The 16,253-nt window shown below is 54.9% G+C and carries 15 protein-coding genes and 2 pseudogenes; 14 read left to right on the top strand and 3 right to left on the bottom strand.

All coding sequences use genetic code 11. The annotated features are described in order from the left end of the window. Window positions 1–1,155: 1,155 nt before the first annotated feature. From J2X66_RS29815 to J2X66_RS29795, 5 genes and pseudogenes are all read left to right on the top strand, one after another. Window positions 1,156–1,866 (top strand): annotated as a pseudogene (locus J2X66_RS29815) (ShlB/FhaC/HecB family hemolysin secretion/activation protein); the annotation flags it as partial. Between the two features lie 443 nt (window positions 1,867–2,309). Further along, window positions 2,310–3,119 carry a CbrC family protein gene (locus J2X66_RS29810; RefSeq protein WP_310272223.1) on the top strand — a complete coding sequence of 270 codons (810 nt, stop codon included), beginning with the start codon at window positions 2,310–2,312 and terminating at the stop codon, window positions 3,117–3,119. Between the two features lie 553 nt (window positions 3,120–3,672). Further along, window positions 3,673–4,191, top strand: coding sequence for a hypothetical protein (locus J2X66_RS29805; RefSeq protein WP_310272221.1), 519 nt, complete (start codon window positions 3,673–3,675; stop codon window positions 4,189–4,191). 553 nt (window positions 4,192–4,744) lie between these two features. Then, window positions 4,745–5,332 carry a hypothetical protein gene (locus J2X66_RS29800; protein WP_310272218.1) on the top strand — a complete coding sequence of 196 codons (588 nt, stop codon included), beginning with the start codon at window positions 4,745–4,747 and terminating at the stop codon, window positions 5,330–5,332. A gap of 202 nt (window positions 5,333–5,534) precedes the next feature. Then, window positions 5,535–6,101 carry a hypothetical protein gene (locus J2X66_RS29795; protein ID WP_310272215.1) on the top strand — a complete coding sequence of 189 codons (567 nt, stop codon included), beginning with the start codon at window positions 5,535–5,537 and terminating at the stop codon, window positions 6,099–6,101. Window positions 6,102–6,575: 474 nt separating this feature from the next. Here J2X66_RS29795 and J2X66_RS29790 read toward each other — a convergent pair. The 3 genes and pseudogenes from J2X66_RS29790 to J2X66_RS29780 all read right to left on the bottom strand — a co-directional run bounded on the left by J2X66_RS29790 (window position 6,576) and on the right by J2X66_RS29780 (window position 10,224). Next, a pseudogene (locus J2X66_RS29790) lies at window positions 6,576–9,571 on the bottom strand (Tn3 family transposase). Between the two features lie 3 nt (window positions 9,572–9,574). Then, the gene (locus J2X66_RS29785; RefSeq protein WP_310272212.1) at window positions 9,575–9,985 is read right to left on the bottom strand and encodes a putative toxin-antitoxin system toxin component, PIN family; all 411 of its coding nucleotides are present in this window, start codon (window positions 9,983–9,985) and stop codon (window positions 9,575–9,577) included. Next, window positions 9,985–10,224 (bottom strand): ribbon-helix-helix domain-containing protein, encoded by a 240-nt coding sequence (locus tag J2X66_RS29780; RefSeq protein WP_310272209.1) that lies wholly within the window; start codon window positions 10,222–10,224, stop codon window positions 9,985–9,987. The genes J2X66_RS29785 and J2X66_RS29780 overlap by 1 nt, the downstream gene beginning before the upstream one ends. 353 nt (window positions 10,225–10,577) lie before the next feature. Here J2X66_RS29780 and J2X66_RS29775 point away from each other — a divergent pair, with 353 nt between their 5' ends. The 9 genes from J2X66_RS29775 (at window position 10,578) to J2X66_RS29735 (ending at window position 16,213) form a co-directional block, all read left to right on the top strand. Then, a complete protein-coding gene (locus tag J2X66_RS29775) occupies window positions 10,578–11,207 on the top strand; it encodes an SMI1/KNR4 family protein (protein ID WP_310272206.1) in 630 nt (209 codons plus the stop codon). Between the two features lie 649 nt (window positions 11,208–11,856). After that, entirely contained in the window at window positions 11,857–12,768 is a 912-nt protein-coding gene (locus tag J2X66_RS29770) for a recombinase family protein (protein ID WP_310272202.1), read from the top strand. 7 nt (window positions 12,769–12,775) lie between these two features. Next, window positions 12,776–12,967, top strand: coding sequence for a hypothetical protein (locus J2X66_RS29765; protein WP_310272199.1), 192 nt, complete (start codon window positions 12,776–12,778; stop codon window positions 12,965–12,967). A gap of 17 nt (window positions 12,968–12,984) precedes the next feature. Next, window positions 12,985–13,164 (top strand): hypothetical protein, encoded by a 180-nt coding sequence (locus tag J2X66_RS29760; protein WP_310272195.1) that lies wholly within the window; start codon window positions 12,985–12,987, stop codon window positions 13,162–13,164. 141 nt (window positions 13,165–13,305) lie between these two features. Then, window positions 13,306–13,527 (top strand): hypothetical protein, encoded by a 222-nt coding sequence (locus J2X66_RS29755; protein ID WP_310272193.1) that lies wholly within the window; start codon window positions 13,306–13,308, stop codon window positions 13,525–13,527. Continuing rightward, entirely contained in the window at window positions 13,499–13,972 is a 474-nt protein-coding gene (locus tag J2X66_RS29750) for a hypothetical protein (RefSeq protein ID WP_310272191.1), read from the top strand. Before J2X66_RS29755 ends, J2X66_RS29750 begins: the two co-directional genes overlap by 29 nt. Further along, entirely contained in the window at window positions 13,927–14,733 is an 807-nt protein-coding gene (locus tag J2X66_RS29745) for a hypothetical protein (protein ID WP_310272188.1), read from the top strand. Before J2X66_RS29750 ends, J2X66_RS29745 begins: the two co-directional genes overlap by 46 nt. Window positions 14,734–14,792: 59 nt before the next feature. Then, window positions 14,793–15,284 (top strand): hypothetical protein, encoded by a 492-nt coding sequence (locus J2X66_RS29740; RefSeq protein ID WP_310272185.1) that lies wholly within the window; start codon window positions 14,793–14,795, stop codon window positions 15,282–15,284. Window positions 15,285–15,586: 302 nt separating this feature from the next. Further along, window positions 15,587–16,213, top strand: coding sequence for a cytochrome b/b6 domain-containing protein (locus tag J2X66_RS29735; protein ID WP_310272183.1), 627 nt, complete (start codon window positions 15,587–15,589; stop codon window positions 16,211–16,213). Window positions 16,214–16,253: the final 40 nt, after the last annotated feature.

Genomic DNA, 16,253 nt, shown 5'->3' with positions numbered 1-16,253 from the left:
AAGAAGAGCCTAAGTCTGATTTTTGGCAGACCGTCGATTTTTTGAACTCCAAATGATTGGAGCATCAAAAAATCGCGGGGTACTTCAGACCTTCCTTAGAGCTGTACGTCAATTAGCTTTTTGCTTAACAATTGTCGACATTCACTGACTCGCGAATGACAGCAGGAGCTGTAAGTTTTTGCTCGCCGACTAAGTCTTCAGCGATTCCGGGCATTCGCCGTTTTGCTTTTAGAAATTATAAGATAATCAGAGTTGCACTGAACCCTATTACTCAAATCAGCAGCTTACTTATGCCGGATGGCGCATTCGGTATTTTGACTGGCGTAAACGGTCGATACTTTAATGTGACTGAACAGTTAGCCTAACAATCGATCATGCTGACTATTTCGCTGCTAACACCATATGTATCGCTTGCAGGTTTGCGCATTGGGCCTGGTGAGGTGTTGGCGGCTGTTTTATGTTGTTTTTTGCGCTTTTATTGTCGATTGAACGTGAGGTAGGTAATGCAATTTTCGCTGCTGGAGTGTTTCTGGTTTGTTGTGCTCTGCGTGGCTTTCACAGCAGCCATGCTGCATGTACCGCTGCTCTAGTTTTTAGAGTGAGTTCAGCTTGCAGCGGGTAGATAGATAAGGAAGGTGTTCAAGCGACAGCCGTTATGCAAAAAGTGACCGAATCGAGGAGTTGCCCTTATTCGTCGGTCTGCCTTCGAGGGTGATGCCACCTAAGCAGGTCAATCTCCGAAGCAATGTCAGGAGCACAACCCAAAGCGCGAAGAAGTCTCCTGGGAGGTTGATAGCCTGCGGCGGGTTGGTATGACCGCTATCAAATCGCTTACAGCTCGGCATCGATCGCCGAGTGGCAACATGGCTTATTAAGGCGCGGCTGAGTGCTTGAGTTCAGCGGGTACTCGCAAGCCTAACAGGGTGACGCAGAGTTAAGCGCTCACGTAAGCGCTCGTTAAATTTGCGCGGGAGTATTTCAAATCGACTTTTGGTAGGCCGCAAGTGATCACCGTCAACTAAACCCTACAAGTTTTCGACCAATAAAAAACGTTACTCCGCGACGGGTGGCTCTACACCCCTCCTATTTCTTGGTTGGTTCAGCCCAATTGTCTTCGACAAGGACGTCATGCGCATGCGTTTAGTTCACCTCGGAATGAAGCACTTTTTATGGATGACACTGGCTAGTCTGAGTGGGCTTAACGCTACACAAGCTGCTGCCGAGACACCGGGCGATCAGGATCTGCTTCGCCAGCACCAAGAACGCTTGCTGGAACAGCAACAGCGCCGGCTCGAAGCACTCAAAGCCCTGCCGGGTAAAGCGGCTCAACCGGCCCAGCCAATGGCGCCCGCTGATAAACGCTGCTTCCCGATCAAGGACATCGACCTCCAAGGGGCTGAGAGTCTCTCAGTCAATGAGCGTGAGCGCCTGCTCAAGCCTTACCTCGGCCAGTGTCTAGGCGTCCCCCAGCTCAATGAACTGCTGAAAACGATCACCAATCACTACATCGACAAAGGCTTGGTCACCAGTCGTGCCTACTTGCCCCAACAGGACCTGTCCACTGGACACCTCAAGGTGCTGGTGGTCGAGGGCAAGCTCGAAGGGCTGAAAGGCGCGGACGGCAGCCAACTGTCGGAGCGCGAACTGGCCATGGCGTTTCCCGGCAAAACCGGCGAGCTGGTCAACCTTCGCGACATCGAGCAGATGGTCGATCAGCTGAACCGCTTGCCGTCCAATCAGGCGCAGATGGAATTGGCCCCCGGTCAGGCCGTTGGCGGCAGTGAGGTGCTGGTCAAGAACACCCCGCAAAAGCCTTGGCGCGCCGGGTTGTCGCGCAGCAACGACGGGCAGAAAAGTACCGGCCAGCTAGCGGTTTTCGGCTCAGCCGGAAATGCCCCCTTAAAACCTGAGCAAGCTAAGGCACTCACCGCTCGAAGAACTCTCTGTTTGACACATCCGGTGTCCCGCTTGGCGCGGGCAGTCGCGCCAAGCAAAGGTGCAATCTTTTATCCTGAATAGCCGTAGGGTCAGACAAGGTCAAAGCCAGGTAGCTCGGATCAGGCAGAGGCCAGCAAAAAGACTACTGGATCAATCTAATAGAGCTGTTAATGATGGAAACAAAACTTAGAGCAACTCCAGCGGTCCGAGAAGCCGCAATCCTCGACCTAGAAAAAAAATTGAATAGCCTTCTCCCCCCAGTATTACGCAGTTGTTACGCCACTTCGAACGGAGGTAACTTCAGCGATCCTCGTGATCGCGAATGTAACTGACGCCTGCATCCCATCTTCGACAACAGTGATCGCAAGCAGATGAGGCGAACAGCCGAAGACATACTGTTTTTTACAAATCTTGCGCTCAAAAATAATCGTTTCCCACGCAATCGGATCAGTATTGCCCACGATTATTCGATGCATCGTCAGTTGTTCATTGAGCGCGACGAAGCAACAGGTTTACTCTCGGACGAAGTGCATCTGTTTGTTGCCGGTAAAAAATGCGTTCCATACGCGTCGGATCTGCGAGCAGCGATTGCACAAGCCCGCACGTCTGAAGCCGTACAACCCGATCCCGTACGCACCTTGCCCGTGTTTCGCTATTACGCTGACCCTTTCAAGTCAGGCGTGATGAGTCCGTCTGGTGAGACTTGTCAATGTTGTGGTAATGCCACCGGCTATATTTACAGCGGCAGTTTTTATTCTGTAGCCGACGAGTCACATTTCTGCCCATGGTGTGTTGCCGACGGCTCGGCAGCGAAAAAATTTGATGGCGAGTTCAATGACTCCTTCGGTATCGGCATGGGCGAAATCGAACTGTCAGAAGCGGTCATTGGTGAAGTGTCGAGGCGAACACCATCCTTTTTTTCCTTCCAGCAAGAGCAATGGTGGGGGCACTGCGATGACGCAGGCCAATTTCTTGGCGAAATTGAGCACCTCGACCGTTCGTTGTTGGCATCAGACACCGGCCTCAATTTCAGACTGGGTATCCAGGAGACTCCAGCCCTATCTACTGATGCAGATTGGGAATGGCTGATCGCCACCCCGTCAAAAAAGCGCGATGTGGCCTGTTTTGTCTTTCGCTGCCTTCACTGTGGCGAGATGGGTGGCTACATTGATTGCAGCTAAATTCGAGCGAATTATCAAGCACCGACACACTATCGACGGCACAGACATTATTCAGCTTGTTATTAAGGACGAAAGTGGACACTTCAACGTATGCGTGGAAGGCAAAAATGTTAGCCGAGAGAGGACGGCTTAGCCGCGCGCTAGAGGTCGCCGAACAGGGCCTTTCGCAAGCGGAAGCAGAGTTTTCCTCTCGCTCGAAAGACGAATGGGAGCCACTGAGAAATCTTGTAGAGATAAATGCATGTCTCGGTGAGTTGCTGATGGCACGTGAATCATATGCAGAGGCGGCGCCATATCTAAAGGCGGCTGTCTATATGCCTATCCCGGACGAGTTCTCATTGGATCTGTTCGACACACTTCGAGAGCACGCGGATGACTTGCTAATCAAATGCAGCCGTCATATACGACCACGCCTTTCCTAGCTGTAGTCACTGCTTTCAACTTAATTTGAGCATTTCACGATAGATTTGTTTCTCGACCGAATGGCCTTTTGGCTCGTGACGAACCGGCCGCCAGAACCAATTGCCCCATATTCATGAGTCCTCCAGTCCATATGAGAAATGTCATTGATCCGTCACTCTTTCCGTTGATGAGCTTGGCCAAGGCACGTTATCCGGTCGTGCTGCAAGCGCTTCTGGACTATGAGCAGCAAGTTGATTTATTTAGCGATGACTCGCTCGAAGGGTATCGAGCTTTGCAAATACGATTGGTGAAGTTTACCGAAAAGGACTTGAGTTCCTATAATCTCTGGGAATGGTGGGAGGAAGAAGGCATCGAGGTATTGGCTTTCCGCATTGCCCTGCCCGATCCCCCTTGTTTTGAGCGTCGGTTGCGGTTTGACGAACTCACAGAGATTATTCGTTGCCTGTCCGAGAAAGACGAAACAGAGGATGAATTTTCCATATATCTGGGGGACTGGTATCACCGACTACTCAAGTTTAATGGGCCCTATTACTGCTACACTTGGTTTAATCGGCAAAATAACGCACAAGGTGGGTGGTTCGAATACAGCAGTGAAGAATTGGTTGAATGCCTAATGGATAATAAACCAAAGTTTGATCGGGGTGGTTAATAATGCCCCTGCCTTAGTGCCTTTATCGACAGCTTAGTATTTCCAATGGGGCGGAGAGCCCGAACATTTACATCGGACTTTTCAGAGGTGGACAAGTGGGATTTTCCATTGTACAAACCGAATTCTCCTTGCGCTCGAAGCAGGAACTCCGAGCGCTCGCGGACTTGATGGTCGAGCAAGAATCAGTGACCATCGATTGTTGCGTCGAGTTCGTTGTGGCCGAAACAAAAGGTAATGGACATGGCAGGGTAAAGGCCCTGATGTGTCGCCGCTTGAAGCACTGCACATTGAGTCGAACAAGCCAAACCAAGCTCTTGGTTTGCATTCTGCAGCGCCTCCAATCTGGAAAATTCTCCGAGCAGTTTAAAGACCAACTTCGCCTAGCAATGCACCTCGACCTGAAGCAGACCTCTGCCACCCGCGTTCGCGCGGCATCGAGCGAATTCACTCATGTACGGCGGTATGCGGAGTGGGTGCTTATGTCAACCGGTAGCGGAGTGTAATTATAAAAAACTGATCGAATCATTAGGTGAATATAGGAGGCATTTCAAGAATGGCGACAATCAAAGCATATGTTTTGTCTGCTCGTATCGAGGGCGATGACTACGGACAATATGCGGTTCTCACGACTAGCCCAATGTCCGGGGATGTCCCTGCTACCCCACGGCGCAATGTACTTACACCCGTGATGTGGACAAACGAATCTGTTTACGGTGTAACGCCGGGCACCATAGTCGCGGACTGTGTAGAAGTCCATGGCTGGGGCTCCTCAAATCAGGAAGGGGTATTTATGGCTCGCTCGGTTGCAGAGCGAATACGTGCTGAGTTTGAGGGTGTTCAGATTTCCGAGCTGTCCTGGCAAGACAATCCGTTGGCAACGACTCTGCGTAATGGAAAATCTAGAAAAGGGCGCCCTGCTTGGTTGCCCGACACTCCCTTCGATCTTGTACACGTTTGGTCCGATATATACGTGGACGTTAGAAATCCTCCTCTTTTACTACCGACAGGTCTGTTTACAGCTACCCGGAGCCAGGGGATGCACTTCAACAACTGGTTTTTGTGCGATGAGAACGCCGCCGCGCAAATTGCAGGGTGGGACATCAGAAATCTTCAAATCCGCGCAGTTGAAATTAGTGGATGAAATGCTCAGTAGGGCCTTGTCTCAGATCCTACAGTTTGTCGCTGGAAAAGGTGCATTGGCGCCAGCAAGATGCCGATGCAACGAAAGCTTTAAGCCAATGCGACTCGCATGTTTGATGATCAGTCATCCTGTTCAACGATATTGATCGGGGAGGATGCTAGAGCTAGATACACACTGCAATACACCCTAGAGATGACGCCTGATGCGCAATGCTTACGCCACAATGACCATGATTTTATTTTTGACGGCATGCAGCTCGCCGCATCAGGCACTGATTTCCACCCCATCAGTATCTGTGGCTGACAGCACGTTGGCGAAGCCATCGGTTGTACCCGCGCAAGACATCACGTTGCTGCTGCCTTCCGTTGTGTACGGTGTTTCACCTCAAGGTGATCAGCTATCTGAAGCCGATGACGCGTGCGGTGTGCTCAACTTGTTGCATTCGGACGTCTACGAGCGGCTGGAGACAAGATTTGGACTGACGCCATCTGCACGTGATGCCAGCCCAAAGACGGCACGGCTAAAACTAACAATCGTAGACTTGGTCACCATCAGTGCGCGTGGCCGTACTATCGTGATGGCCGATGCCCTGCTCGAACGCCCTGGGCGACCGGCAATACAACATCGAGCCCTGCGCCAGATGCATATGAAACGGTCTGACACCACGCCTGACGCGACGGAATGCAGCATGATCGACGCGGTAGTCGACGCGTTAGCCTTGGATATTACGACGTGGACGCTCACCCAATCCTTTGCCGAATCGCCATGAGTAGGCTCAGCAAAAGCCTGCTCTCCGCCGTGATGCTGTTTGCCTGTGTGACCATGCGCACCGTGACGTCCTGGGATGGCGAACCCTCGACGATGAGCTATGGCTTTCCTCTTCCGTGGTACACCCCGAGTCTGGCCACGTCGCTGGCCTACACGATAGCCGTTGTCCCGTTGCTGCTCGACTTTTTCATCTATTTCGTCATTTGCTGGGGACTAGCATCGCTCGTGGAGGTGAAGAGAGCTATGGCACCTAACTTTGGTCGTGTATGCGCGGGGCTACGATGGATTGGGGGAATCGCTTCAGTCGGCGTTCTAACTCTGATCATGTTAATGGGAGATCAATTTACGGCGTGGACGCTGGACAACTACTTTGGCGAGGGCGCGACGCGTAGTCGGCATGTCCATTTATTTTGGGCTCGATAGGTAGTAGGCAGGGCGACAACGGTTCCTCCCTCAAGCCACCGCGTTTGCGCGGCTAAATATCATCGTCTGGATTACGCGATGGCCGAAGCTCACCTCGGGTAACCTCCTCCGGTACTGCGAAGGAGTACCTTCCCAGCATATTGATGTGCTCGAAGATCAGTGGCGACAGCCGGGCCAGATCTTCTTCCAGAACTGGGTAGCCGTGCTGCTTCAGTCGCTCAATGGCCGCTGCCATGTACAGGGTATTCCACAGCGCGATGATGTTCACCACCAAGCCCAAGGCCCCGAGCTGATCCTCCTGACCTTCGCGGTAACGCTGGCGAAGCTCGCCACGTTTGCCATGGAACACCGCACGGGCCAGGCTGTGCCGGCCTTCGCCGCGATTCAGTTGGGTTAATGTGGAGCGGCGCTTGGACTCGTCATCGATGTAGGTCAGCGTGTGCAATGTTTTCTCGATCCGTCCGAACTCAGCCAGTGCTTGGGCCAGGCGGGTCGGACGATCCCCCGTTTGCAGCGTACGCATGATGCCGGTCGCCGGCACTCGACCGAGCTTAAGCGATCCTGCGAGACGTAACAGGTCATCCCAATGCTCAGCGATCAGATCGAGTTTGACCACTGGCGAGCCAGTCCGTTAAGTTGGCCGTAATCTGCGTCCGGGCGTGTCCGCCAGAAACGGGTACCACCGACGTCGGCCAAACGCGGGCAAAAGTGATAACCAAGTAGACGGAACAACCCGAACACCACATCGCTGTAGGCACCGGTATCGGTCATGATTTGTGTTGGCTGCAACTCGGTCTGTTGCTCTAGCACGACCGCGAGCAATACTAGGCTGTCGCGTAAGGTACCGGGCACCGTAATGGCGTTCAGGCCGGAGAACTGATCGGAAATCAAGTTGTACCAGGTGACGCCCCGCCCCGTACCGAAGTACTTCGGGTTGGGACCAGCATGCACCGTGCGCACGGGGACAACGAAACGCATGCCATCGGCGGAGGCGACTTCGCCACCACCCCAGATCTGAGCCAATTCCAGTTGACTCTGCGCCGCCACTAATATGGCGTTGGCTGCTGATAGGGTGTCGTCTCGCAGATAGTTTTGGCTCACCCAAGAAAGCCGATCACGGCGCAATGCTGGGTTATCGTTGCGGATCAATGGCTCCAAGCCGGTGTTGCACGCGCCCCCGAGAAGTACCGCGCACAGGCTTGTTACCAGGTTATCAGCGCGCGCATTACGTTCGGAGACATGTGTGAAGGCCTCAGCGAAGCCGGTACGGGCGGCGATTTCCAATAGGATTTCCGGCAGATCGACACGCGGCATCAAGTCGGCCACGGCCGCCCGCAGTTGCAGCAGCGAGTTAGGCTCTTCCAGCTTGTCCAGTGCCCCGAGAGACAGCTCGGTTTTCCCATCAGCGCTCTCGCTCAGCTGGATGGCTGGGTTTTCGGGTAAGCGGGCGGCAACGGTCTGCCACGTTGCATCCAGTTCGACAGACAAGGCATCCAGGGTCGTTTTTGCATCGATGGTCAGGCCCAGCGAGCGGCAGATGATTGGTCGCGCCGTCAGCCATTCAGCGCCATCGAGCAGGCCAATACGCGGGTCGGCATAGCGCCAACTGGGTGAAACAAAGACATCGCGCCGGCGTAAGGCTGTGCGCAGTGCATCAAGCGTACAGAATACATAGGCGCCCATATCGAGGGAGCCATCTTCGCGTGTGATGTGCTGCTTCCAAGCCTTGGCGCCGATCTCTTGCGGCGCATCCTCTTCCGGCTTTCTGCGAGGAAGGTTCTGTTGCAGCCAGTCAAGGCTCGCCGCCACGCCCTTGCCAGCTGGACTGAAGCCGAAGCGAATATGTTTCAACAGGTCGGGCAGGAAACGGCGCACGCTGCGATAGCGCTCCTCCAGGGCGAGGTAATACACATCGTTAGCCGGACGGATCAACGATGTGACCTCTTCGAGGGCCTTCTCCAGAGTGAGACGGGGAAGGTCGTTAAACAGCTGGGCACGGACGTTGTCATCGCTGATTGAGCCATCCAGCACGACCTTGCACGCCGCCGCCAGCAGTGCCGCGGAGCGATCCAAGTCTTTTAGACTACGCATCCGAGCTTTCTTATCAGCCTTCTCTGCGTTGTTGAAAATATCACGCAGCAACGCTTCCAGAACTTCCAGAGCATCGTCGTGCGCACTGGCTTCCAGGGAAAGCGCAAACGCCACCAGCGTTGCCATCCGCCGCGATGCTGGCAGCCGGTTGATCGCGGTGACCTTGGCTGTGTTGGCAAAGCGTGCCAGGGCCGCTATTCGGTTCGGCGGGATATGCGCCGCTGCGGGCAAGGTGATGCCAATGCCACGAACGTCATCCAGTCGGCGCAGCGCCCGGATCAATGCAGGCCCGCTGATCATCACCGGGCCAGAGCGCAGTTGATCCAGACGGGAGTAACGGTTGCCTTCGACCACTACCAGCAATTCTTGCAGGTGCTGTCTCTGTTCATCGGTCACGCTGCGACCCAAGGTGAGCCAGAGGCGTTCTTCAACACGACTTCGCAGTTGGGCAATAAATCGCTCCAGTACGGTTACGCCAGGCAGTAAAACCTTGTGCGTCAGCAACCAGTTCGCTGCCCGACTGAACAGTTCACCAGGACGATCTGTCCCTGTCCAGCAGAGCGCATACAGCCAGCGAGCAAGTCGAAAGCCGACGCTGGATTCAGTGAACATCCGATAGCCATAATGCTGCTGAATCTCTCCAGCATGACGTTGACGCTGGCGGGTTTCAGCATAGGCCAGAATGCAAGTCGGATCATTGATGCTGAGCTGACGACTGAGCGCTTGCAGCACCTCCTCCGGAACGGCTGAAAGGTCTTCAGGAAAGGTACCCAGGTAGCGGACGCTGGTCAGTTGCGTGGCGTAGCCGAGGCGGTTGTGTTCGCCGCGTAGCGGCATAAGGACTTTGTGGTCGTCATCGCTCAGGTGGAAATAGCGTTCCAACTCTTCGCGGCTAGGAGGATCGACATAGCGACCAAAGCCGTCGCGTTGCTCTTGAGTCAGAAAGCCAACCGGCATCGATCACAGTACCTCGGTGCAGAATACGGCGGGGGTGACAATCCGCGTACGTTCAATATGCCCACGTTGCAAGAGGCCTGCGCGGCGATCGCCGGTTACCAGGTAATCCGCATTGCCCGCCAGAGCCATGGCGAGTAGAAAAGAGTCATCGGGATCATCGGCTTCAACCTCGATGGTCAAGCGCTCCAGCACCATTGCCCGTTGCAGGTTATTGATCATGGCCCCCACTTTGGCAGGTTGCAGGATGGCTTGAAGCTTGGGGTATCGACTGGCGCGACGAATTTCGTCGAGTTGTACACGTGAGGTCACTACCTCGAAACGAGCCGAACGCCAGGCCCGATAGATTGCATCGGGAGCCCCGAGCGGTGAGATCAGCGCACTTAACAGGATGTTGGTGTCCAATACGACCCGCATCAGCGCTTACGTGCCCAGTCGAGCGCTTCATCAACCGCTTCGGTCAGTTCTGCCTCACTCAGATGAGCGTTGGAAGCCTTTGCCTGCTCGGCACTCAACTCCAGAATGTGTGCCCGAACCGCCTCTTCGATGAAACGCGACAGGTCGCCCTTACGGCCGCCGCCTTGGCTGGCCAGAAACATGCGAAGCGATTGGTCGGTATCGGTAGAGACGGCAACGTTCCAGCGAGTGGTGTTCATAACTTTTGCTCTGCAATAGGTGTATATGTGTTTATACATTCGTTCCTTCCTGCGTCGCAATAGTTCGATGAAACCTTCGATTTTTTCCGAATTCTGCGTCCTCCCTTATGTGCCTTCGGTGAAGGCATCGATTTTGAGATTTAGCTCGAGTCAGATGCATGCGTCGCTGACCGCCCACGTTGATGGCGCAGAGTGTCCAGTCTTCTGAACGGTCATTATTTATACTTGACAGGCGATGCCGAACTTCATCGATGGGGTTGGGGCTCAACGGAACAGCCAGTGTACTTTGGGGGCATTCCCCCCCCAGCCGGAACCGCCTCCTTAATGAGGAGCCTGAGGATACTTTATTTTTTATGACCGAACTTTCAAAGATCGAGCAGCAGTACCGCTTCACACTTCCGCGCACATATCGGTCGTTTGTGGAGCACGGGTACTTTGCGCACCCGAGCGAAACCTTCCTTTGGGTGCACGAGGCTGAGTGGCTTCCGCCGTCGGAAATGCTGCAAGACGGCGGTTTTTGGGGCAACCCTAAGCCGGGGTTGGTTGCGTTTGCATTCAGCGGTCGTCGCGATTTGTGGGCATGGCAGACGCAATGCATCTCGAATCTTAGTGAACCCACAATTGTCTTTTGCCCACGGGACGACTGGGAGGGAGAGTGGTTTGCGCCGTCCTTTCTCGGCTGGCTCTATCGTGTATGTTTGGAGTACGGGAGTTCACTCTGGTATGACGAACCAAAGACGAGGATGGATTTGAGTCGATGGGCTGCGGTGCTCCAGGAGCACGGAGCTCAAGAGTGGGCCAACGTCGTGCGGTCCGTTGCATGCCGTAAGATTGTCGCGGTTGAGTCTGGCGCGCACGGTTATGTCGAGAGGTCACTGATTAACAAGAGCGAAGTCGATGACCGAATCACGGCTGCGTTTGGGCCGCATTTCATCGGGGGGTCCTACATCTGGGACTGGCATGGAGAACCGCCCGCAGGCTAGTCGGGGGGCTTGCAGAAAACGGACAAAATCGAACTCCGGCTTGCCATCCCTATAAACAAAGAGCATTAGACCGGGCGGCAGCCATAACTGGCTCCAGTCGCACCAATCGGGACAATCGATAGTCACCCACGGTTGTGTGCAACACACGCTTTTTTGAGCGGCCAGAAACGCCCATCACATGGGCTGGAGCCACCAGTACTGAACGGCTTGCTCGAATAAATTGCGGAGCTGCCAGCTCTACCCCCTCGACACTGGTTTTGTGCGGCAGAAACCACTCGACGCCACTGGGCAGCACGCCAATGACATATTTCTGCTCAGCTTTGATGAGTGCAAACTCGGAAATATTCAACTCTCGATATTCGCGTCTACTCCAACATTTTAGCCTCATATCCTTCCCATATATGTCATGCAGTGGATGCCACTTGCGGTTTTAAGCTTTATCAGTGGTTTACCGTACAAAAATTCCCAGATTCTGTGATCTCCCCTTTATAAGCCCATTGCGCTCGGTGGTTCGATAAAACCTTCGTTTTGTCGAACTTTAACGCGACATGACTCGGCGCGTTAATCCAGCCTCGTTAGAGTTCAAGTAACTGGTATGCTTAATCAAAGTTCAACTATTACTAACACAGTCGAGTAAACGGTACTTTTGATGAAGATCGGTTATGCGCGGGTAAGCACTAGGGATCAGAAAGCTGACCTTCAGGTCGATGCCCTGAAACAGGCCGGATGCGAACGCATCTATCAAGACATCGCCAACGGCGCGAAAAGCGCTCGGCCGGAACTCGACAAGTTGCTGGCCAACGTTCGTGCGGGTGATGCCGTGGTGATCTGGAAGCTGGATCGTCTCGGGCGCTCGCTCAAGCACCTGGTCGAACTGGTCGGTGAACTGGCTACGCGCAAGGTTGGCTTGCAGAGCCTGAATGACCCCATCGACACCACTCACGCCCAAGGTCGCCTGGTGTTCAACCTGTTTGCCTCACTGGCCGAATTCGAGCGCGAGTTGATCCGTGAACGCACCCAAGCGGGTCTCTCTGCCGCTCGGGCACGGGGTAGAGTGGGCGGCCGTCCCAAAGGGTTGCCTACTAAGGCCGAGGCAACTGCCATGGCAGCCGAAACCCTGTACCGCGAAGGACGCCTGAGCGTCAGTGCCATCGGCGAGAGGCTGCACATCTCCAAGAGCACGCTGTACAGCTACCTGCGTCATCGTGGTGTTGATATCGGGACGTATCAAAAGAGCGGCCAGCGCAATGTCGTGTCGCCGGCAGAGTTGACCGTTGAACGGGTTGCCACCATTAGGTTGCGTTTGGCGGTGGAGAACAACAGCAAGTTCGTGCGCGGTCGGAAGAGGGCCAAGGAGAACATTGAGCGCTGTTGCCTAGAGCCATTGGGCGTGAAGTGCCTGGATTCGGGAAACTATGAACTGAAAGTTCCCTATCAGAGCGACGAAGAATTGGATAAAGCGCTGCTTGACCTGCTGAGCGAGATCAGTCAGGAAGCCGAAATGCGCAATTGCTTTATTGAGGCGGACGCCTGGGAAGAAGGTACTGAACGACGCTGGTAGGGCTTAAGTGCACTTTCTGTTCCGTTGCTCCCCAAACCCCAACATCACCCTGTCCGGTGGCCTAGACAACAGCCGAGGGCTGCTGAGCAGCGAAGCGTTGCTCGCCGTCAGCGCCGCCAACGTGATCAACCGCTTGGGCAGTCTGTCCAGCGCTGGCCAGTTGAACATTGGTAGCAGCGGCAGGGCGGTCAACTGGTAGCCGACGCAGGCCTGAGCTTGTCCAGCGCCAGCCTGGATAACAGCCAGCGCGGCAGCATCAGCGGCAAAGATGCGGTCAGTGTCAGCACCGGTGCTTTCAATAACAACGACGGCAGCCTGGGCAGCGGCGGTAGATTGGCGCTCAACGCCGGCCCGTCACTAACCAGAACGGCCGCATTGCCAGTGCCGGCGCGTTGAACGCAGCGTCACCGCACTGGATCAGCAGGGCGGTCAACTGTTCAGTAACACTAGCCTCACTCTGGACCTCAACCACGGCCAGCTCTACAACAGCAACGGTCTGATCACCGCCCCAACCTCGTCCTGAATAACATCAGCGCTGTGGTCAGCCAGGGCGACGAAATCTCCAGCGCTCAAGTCTTCACCTTCGCGGCTAACAGCCTCGACAACAGTAGTGGCAAGCTGCTCAGCAATCTGGGGCTGCCCCTGCGCATCAGTCAGGCATTGAGCAATATCAAGGGGCTGATTGGCGCCTCGACCATCGATGCCCAAGCCGGCAGTCTGGATAACAGCGGTGGCACGTGGTCAGTCAGGCGCCCTTAACCTGAACGTTAATGGTCCACTCAGCAACCAGAACCTAGGGCTGATCCATGCGGCCACGCAGCTGACGATCAGCAGCAGCGGCTTGAACAATCAGAACGGCTCTCTGCTCGTCAGTGCCATTGCCCTCGATTTCGGTGCCGCCACCGGCGACCTGTACAACCAGGGCGGTGAAATTTCCAGTGCTCAGAGCTACGCCCTCGCTGGCCGCACCCTGGATAACAGCACGGGGGATCTGATCAGCAACGGCCAGCTCACCCTCGATGCCGACACCCTGATCAACCAGAACTGTTTGCTCTCCGGGTGGCAGGGCCTGAACGTCAGCGGTGCCAGCCTCAACAATTGCAACACCGGCACCCTTTGCAGTCGCGGTGACGACGTCAACGTCAACCTCAGAGGGCATTGCTCTACAGTGTCAACGGCGCCCTGGTCCGCCAGCAAGCCTTGACCGTCACGGCCGCCATTCTCGACAACCGAGGCTGCATTCTGTCCAGTGGTACGGATCAAATCTCGACCGTCAGCGGCGGACTGGACAATGCCCAGAATGGCCTGATCGACAGCGGCGCCACGTTGCCCCTTAACGCCATGGCCTTGGGTAACATCGGCGGGATGATGAAGGCACAGCAAGACCTGTCCGTCAACGGCACCTCGTTGGATAACGGCAGCGGGAATCTGGCTGGCAAGGGCGCGGTGATCCTCAACCTGCTTGGCATTTTGACCAACACCGGCGGAAAACTCGCCAGCGCCGGGCCGCTGTTGATACAGCAGGCCAGCCAGCTCAATAGCCAGAGTGGGCAGATCGTCAGCCAAAGCCTGATGACCCTGTTGATCGGCGGCCTCGACAATAGCCAAACCGGTACCCTTGCCGCCAGTGGTCCACTGGTACTGAATGCCAGCGGCGCGGTGCTGAACAACGATGATGGCCTGATCTACAGCCAATCGGCCGATGTGCAACAGCACGCCGCGGGCCTCGCCAATGCCACCGGCACCGTACAAAGCCAGGACACCTTGGCGCTAACCCTTACGGGCGACCTCGATAATCAAATGGGGCGCCTGATCGCGCAAAACAACGATCTACTGCTCAGTGCCGGCAACGTCGACAACCGGGGTGGTTTGCTGTCTATCCTGACCGGCGTCGTCAGCGCCTGGCTGTCCGGCATGTTGAATAACGGCCAGGGCGGCATCGTCCAAGGCCAATCTCTGGACTGACTGCACAAGGCGGCATCGATAACACGGCGGGGCGTCTCGCGGCACAAGCCGGCGACGCTGTGATTCACACCAGCAGCTTGAACAACAGCAACGGCGGCCTGAATGCCACCGGTGGAATTAATGTCAGCGGTAGCTCGCTGAGTAACAGCAGCGGGCAGATTGCCGGTGATCAAATTGATCTGGCCCTGAGCGGTGCTCTCAGCAACCGCCTGGGCATTGTCGAAAGTGGCAGCACCCTGGACGTGGCCGCCGCCAGCGTCGATATCCAGAGCGGCAAACTGCGCGCGCTGGTCACCAGCGGGCAAACCGGTTTTCCAGATTGGTGGCCTGTTCGACAACCAGTACAACACCCTGGAAATCGCCGACACCGACCTGATGCTCGCCACCGGCAATTTTCTCAACGCCAAGGGACGCTGCTGCACGTCGGTACCGGCACCTTGAGCATCAACAGTCGGCAAGCCATGGCTGCGGGTTATAGCCTGGTCACGCGTGGGGCGCTGAGCCTCAGAAGTAACGGCTTGGACTTTTCAGAGATTGATTTTTTATCCTGAATCGGCTTAGCGCCCTAAACTATTGGGAGTTGCCAAGCCAACTGATTTACCGGTCATATTTTTATGGCCGCCCCGTCACCGGCCGGTTGCGTGACGCATTTGGTTGATAGTTTGGCGCGTTAGGTCAATCCTCTTACAGCATAAATAGATACACTTGCACATATCTAAATCTGTTCGATTAATTTAAATTTATTTAAGTTATGTCATAGATAAAAATCGAAACCACACCTCATTTATCTCTAAATTAAAATCTTTCTATAGTTTATTCAATCGCATCAAGTCAAAACTTGGAGATATATTGCATGGCGGATTTGAAAATTTTAGTTAAACATTCCATGGATAGCTACCCACGCTGGCTTCGACTGACCCATTGGCTCAATGCCCTAGCCGTGTTGGTGATGGTCACAAGCGGTTGGCGCATTTACAACGCCTCGCCAATTTTTGACTTCAGCTTTCCCAAGTCGATCACCCTCGGCGGCTGGCTCGGTGGCGCGTTGCAGTGGCACTTCGCGGCGATGTGGTTTTTGGCGATCAACGGTATGACCTACCTGCTGATCAACATTTTCAGCGGTCGTCTTAAACGCCGCTTTTTCCCGGTCTCGCCCAAAGGCGTGATGCAAGACCTGTGGGCCGCGCTGCGGGGCAAGTTGGGGCACGCGGATCTCAGTCATTACAACCAGGTGCAACGCATTGCCTACCTGTTCGTGATGGTCGACATCATCCTGCTGGTGTTGTCCGGACTGGTGCTGTGGAAGTCAGTGCAGTTCCCGCTGCTGCGTGAGTTGCTGTTTGGCTACGAATGCGCGCGCCGCGTGCATTTCTTCGCTATGGCCTTGCTGGTTGCATTTGTCGCGGTGCACCTCGTGATGGTGGTGCTGGTCCCGAAAACACTGGTGGCCATGATCATCGGTCGCAAGGAGCAAGTATGAAAAAGCGCATTCAGATCCCAGGACTGGACGAGTCTTCGAT

It is taken from the genome of Pseudomonas sp. 3296 (genome assembly GCF_031456615.1).
GTDB classification, from domain to species: Bacteria; Pseudomonadota; Gammaproteobacteria; order Pseudomonadales; family Pseudomonadaceae; genus Aquipseudomonas; species Aquipseudomonas mucoides.
Note: the sequence above shows the minus strand (reverse complement) of the source record. Positions and strands in the feature narration are given on the sequence as shown.

Bases quoted from the DNA above. Each gene is read 5' to 3' on its own strand.
- J2X66_RS29810 (WP_310272223.1), top strand. From the start codon at position 2,310: ATGAGGCGAACAGCCGAAGACATACTGTTTTTTACAAATCTTGCGCTC.
- J2X66_RS29805 (WP_310272221.1), top strand. From the start codon at position 3,673: ATGAGAAATGTCATTGATCCGTCACTCTTTCCGTTGATGAGCTTGGCC.
- J2X66_RS29800 (WP_310272218.1), top strand. From the start codon at position 4,745: ATGGCGACAATCAAAGCATATGTTTTGTCTGCTCGTATCGAGGGCGAT.
- J2X66_RS29795 (WP_310272215.1), top strand. From the start codon at position 5,535: ATGCGCAATGCTTACGCCACAATGACCATGATTTTATTTTTGACGGCA.
- J2X66_RS29785 (WP_310272212.1), bottom strand. From the start codon at position 9,985: ATGCGGGTCGTATTGGACACCAACATCCTGTTAAGTGCGCTGATCTCA.
- J2X66_RS29780 (WP_310272209.1), bottom strand. From the start codon at position 10,224: ATGAACACCACTCGCTGGAACGTTGCCGTCTCTACCGATACCGACCAA.
- J2X66_RS29775 (WP_310272206.1), top strand. From the start codon at position 10,578: ATGACCGAACTTTCAAAGATCGAGCAGCAGTACCGCTTCACACTTCCG.
- J2X66_RS29770 (WP_310272202.1), top strand. From the start codon at position 11,857: ATGAAGATCGGTTATGCGCGGGTAAGCACTAGGGATCAGAAAGCTGAC.
- J2X66_RS29735 (WP_310272183.1), top strand. From the start codon at position 15,587: ATGGCGGATTTGAAAATTTTAGTTAAACATTCCATGGATAGCTACCCA.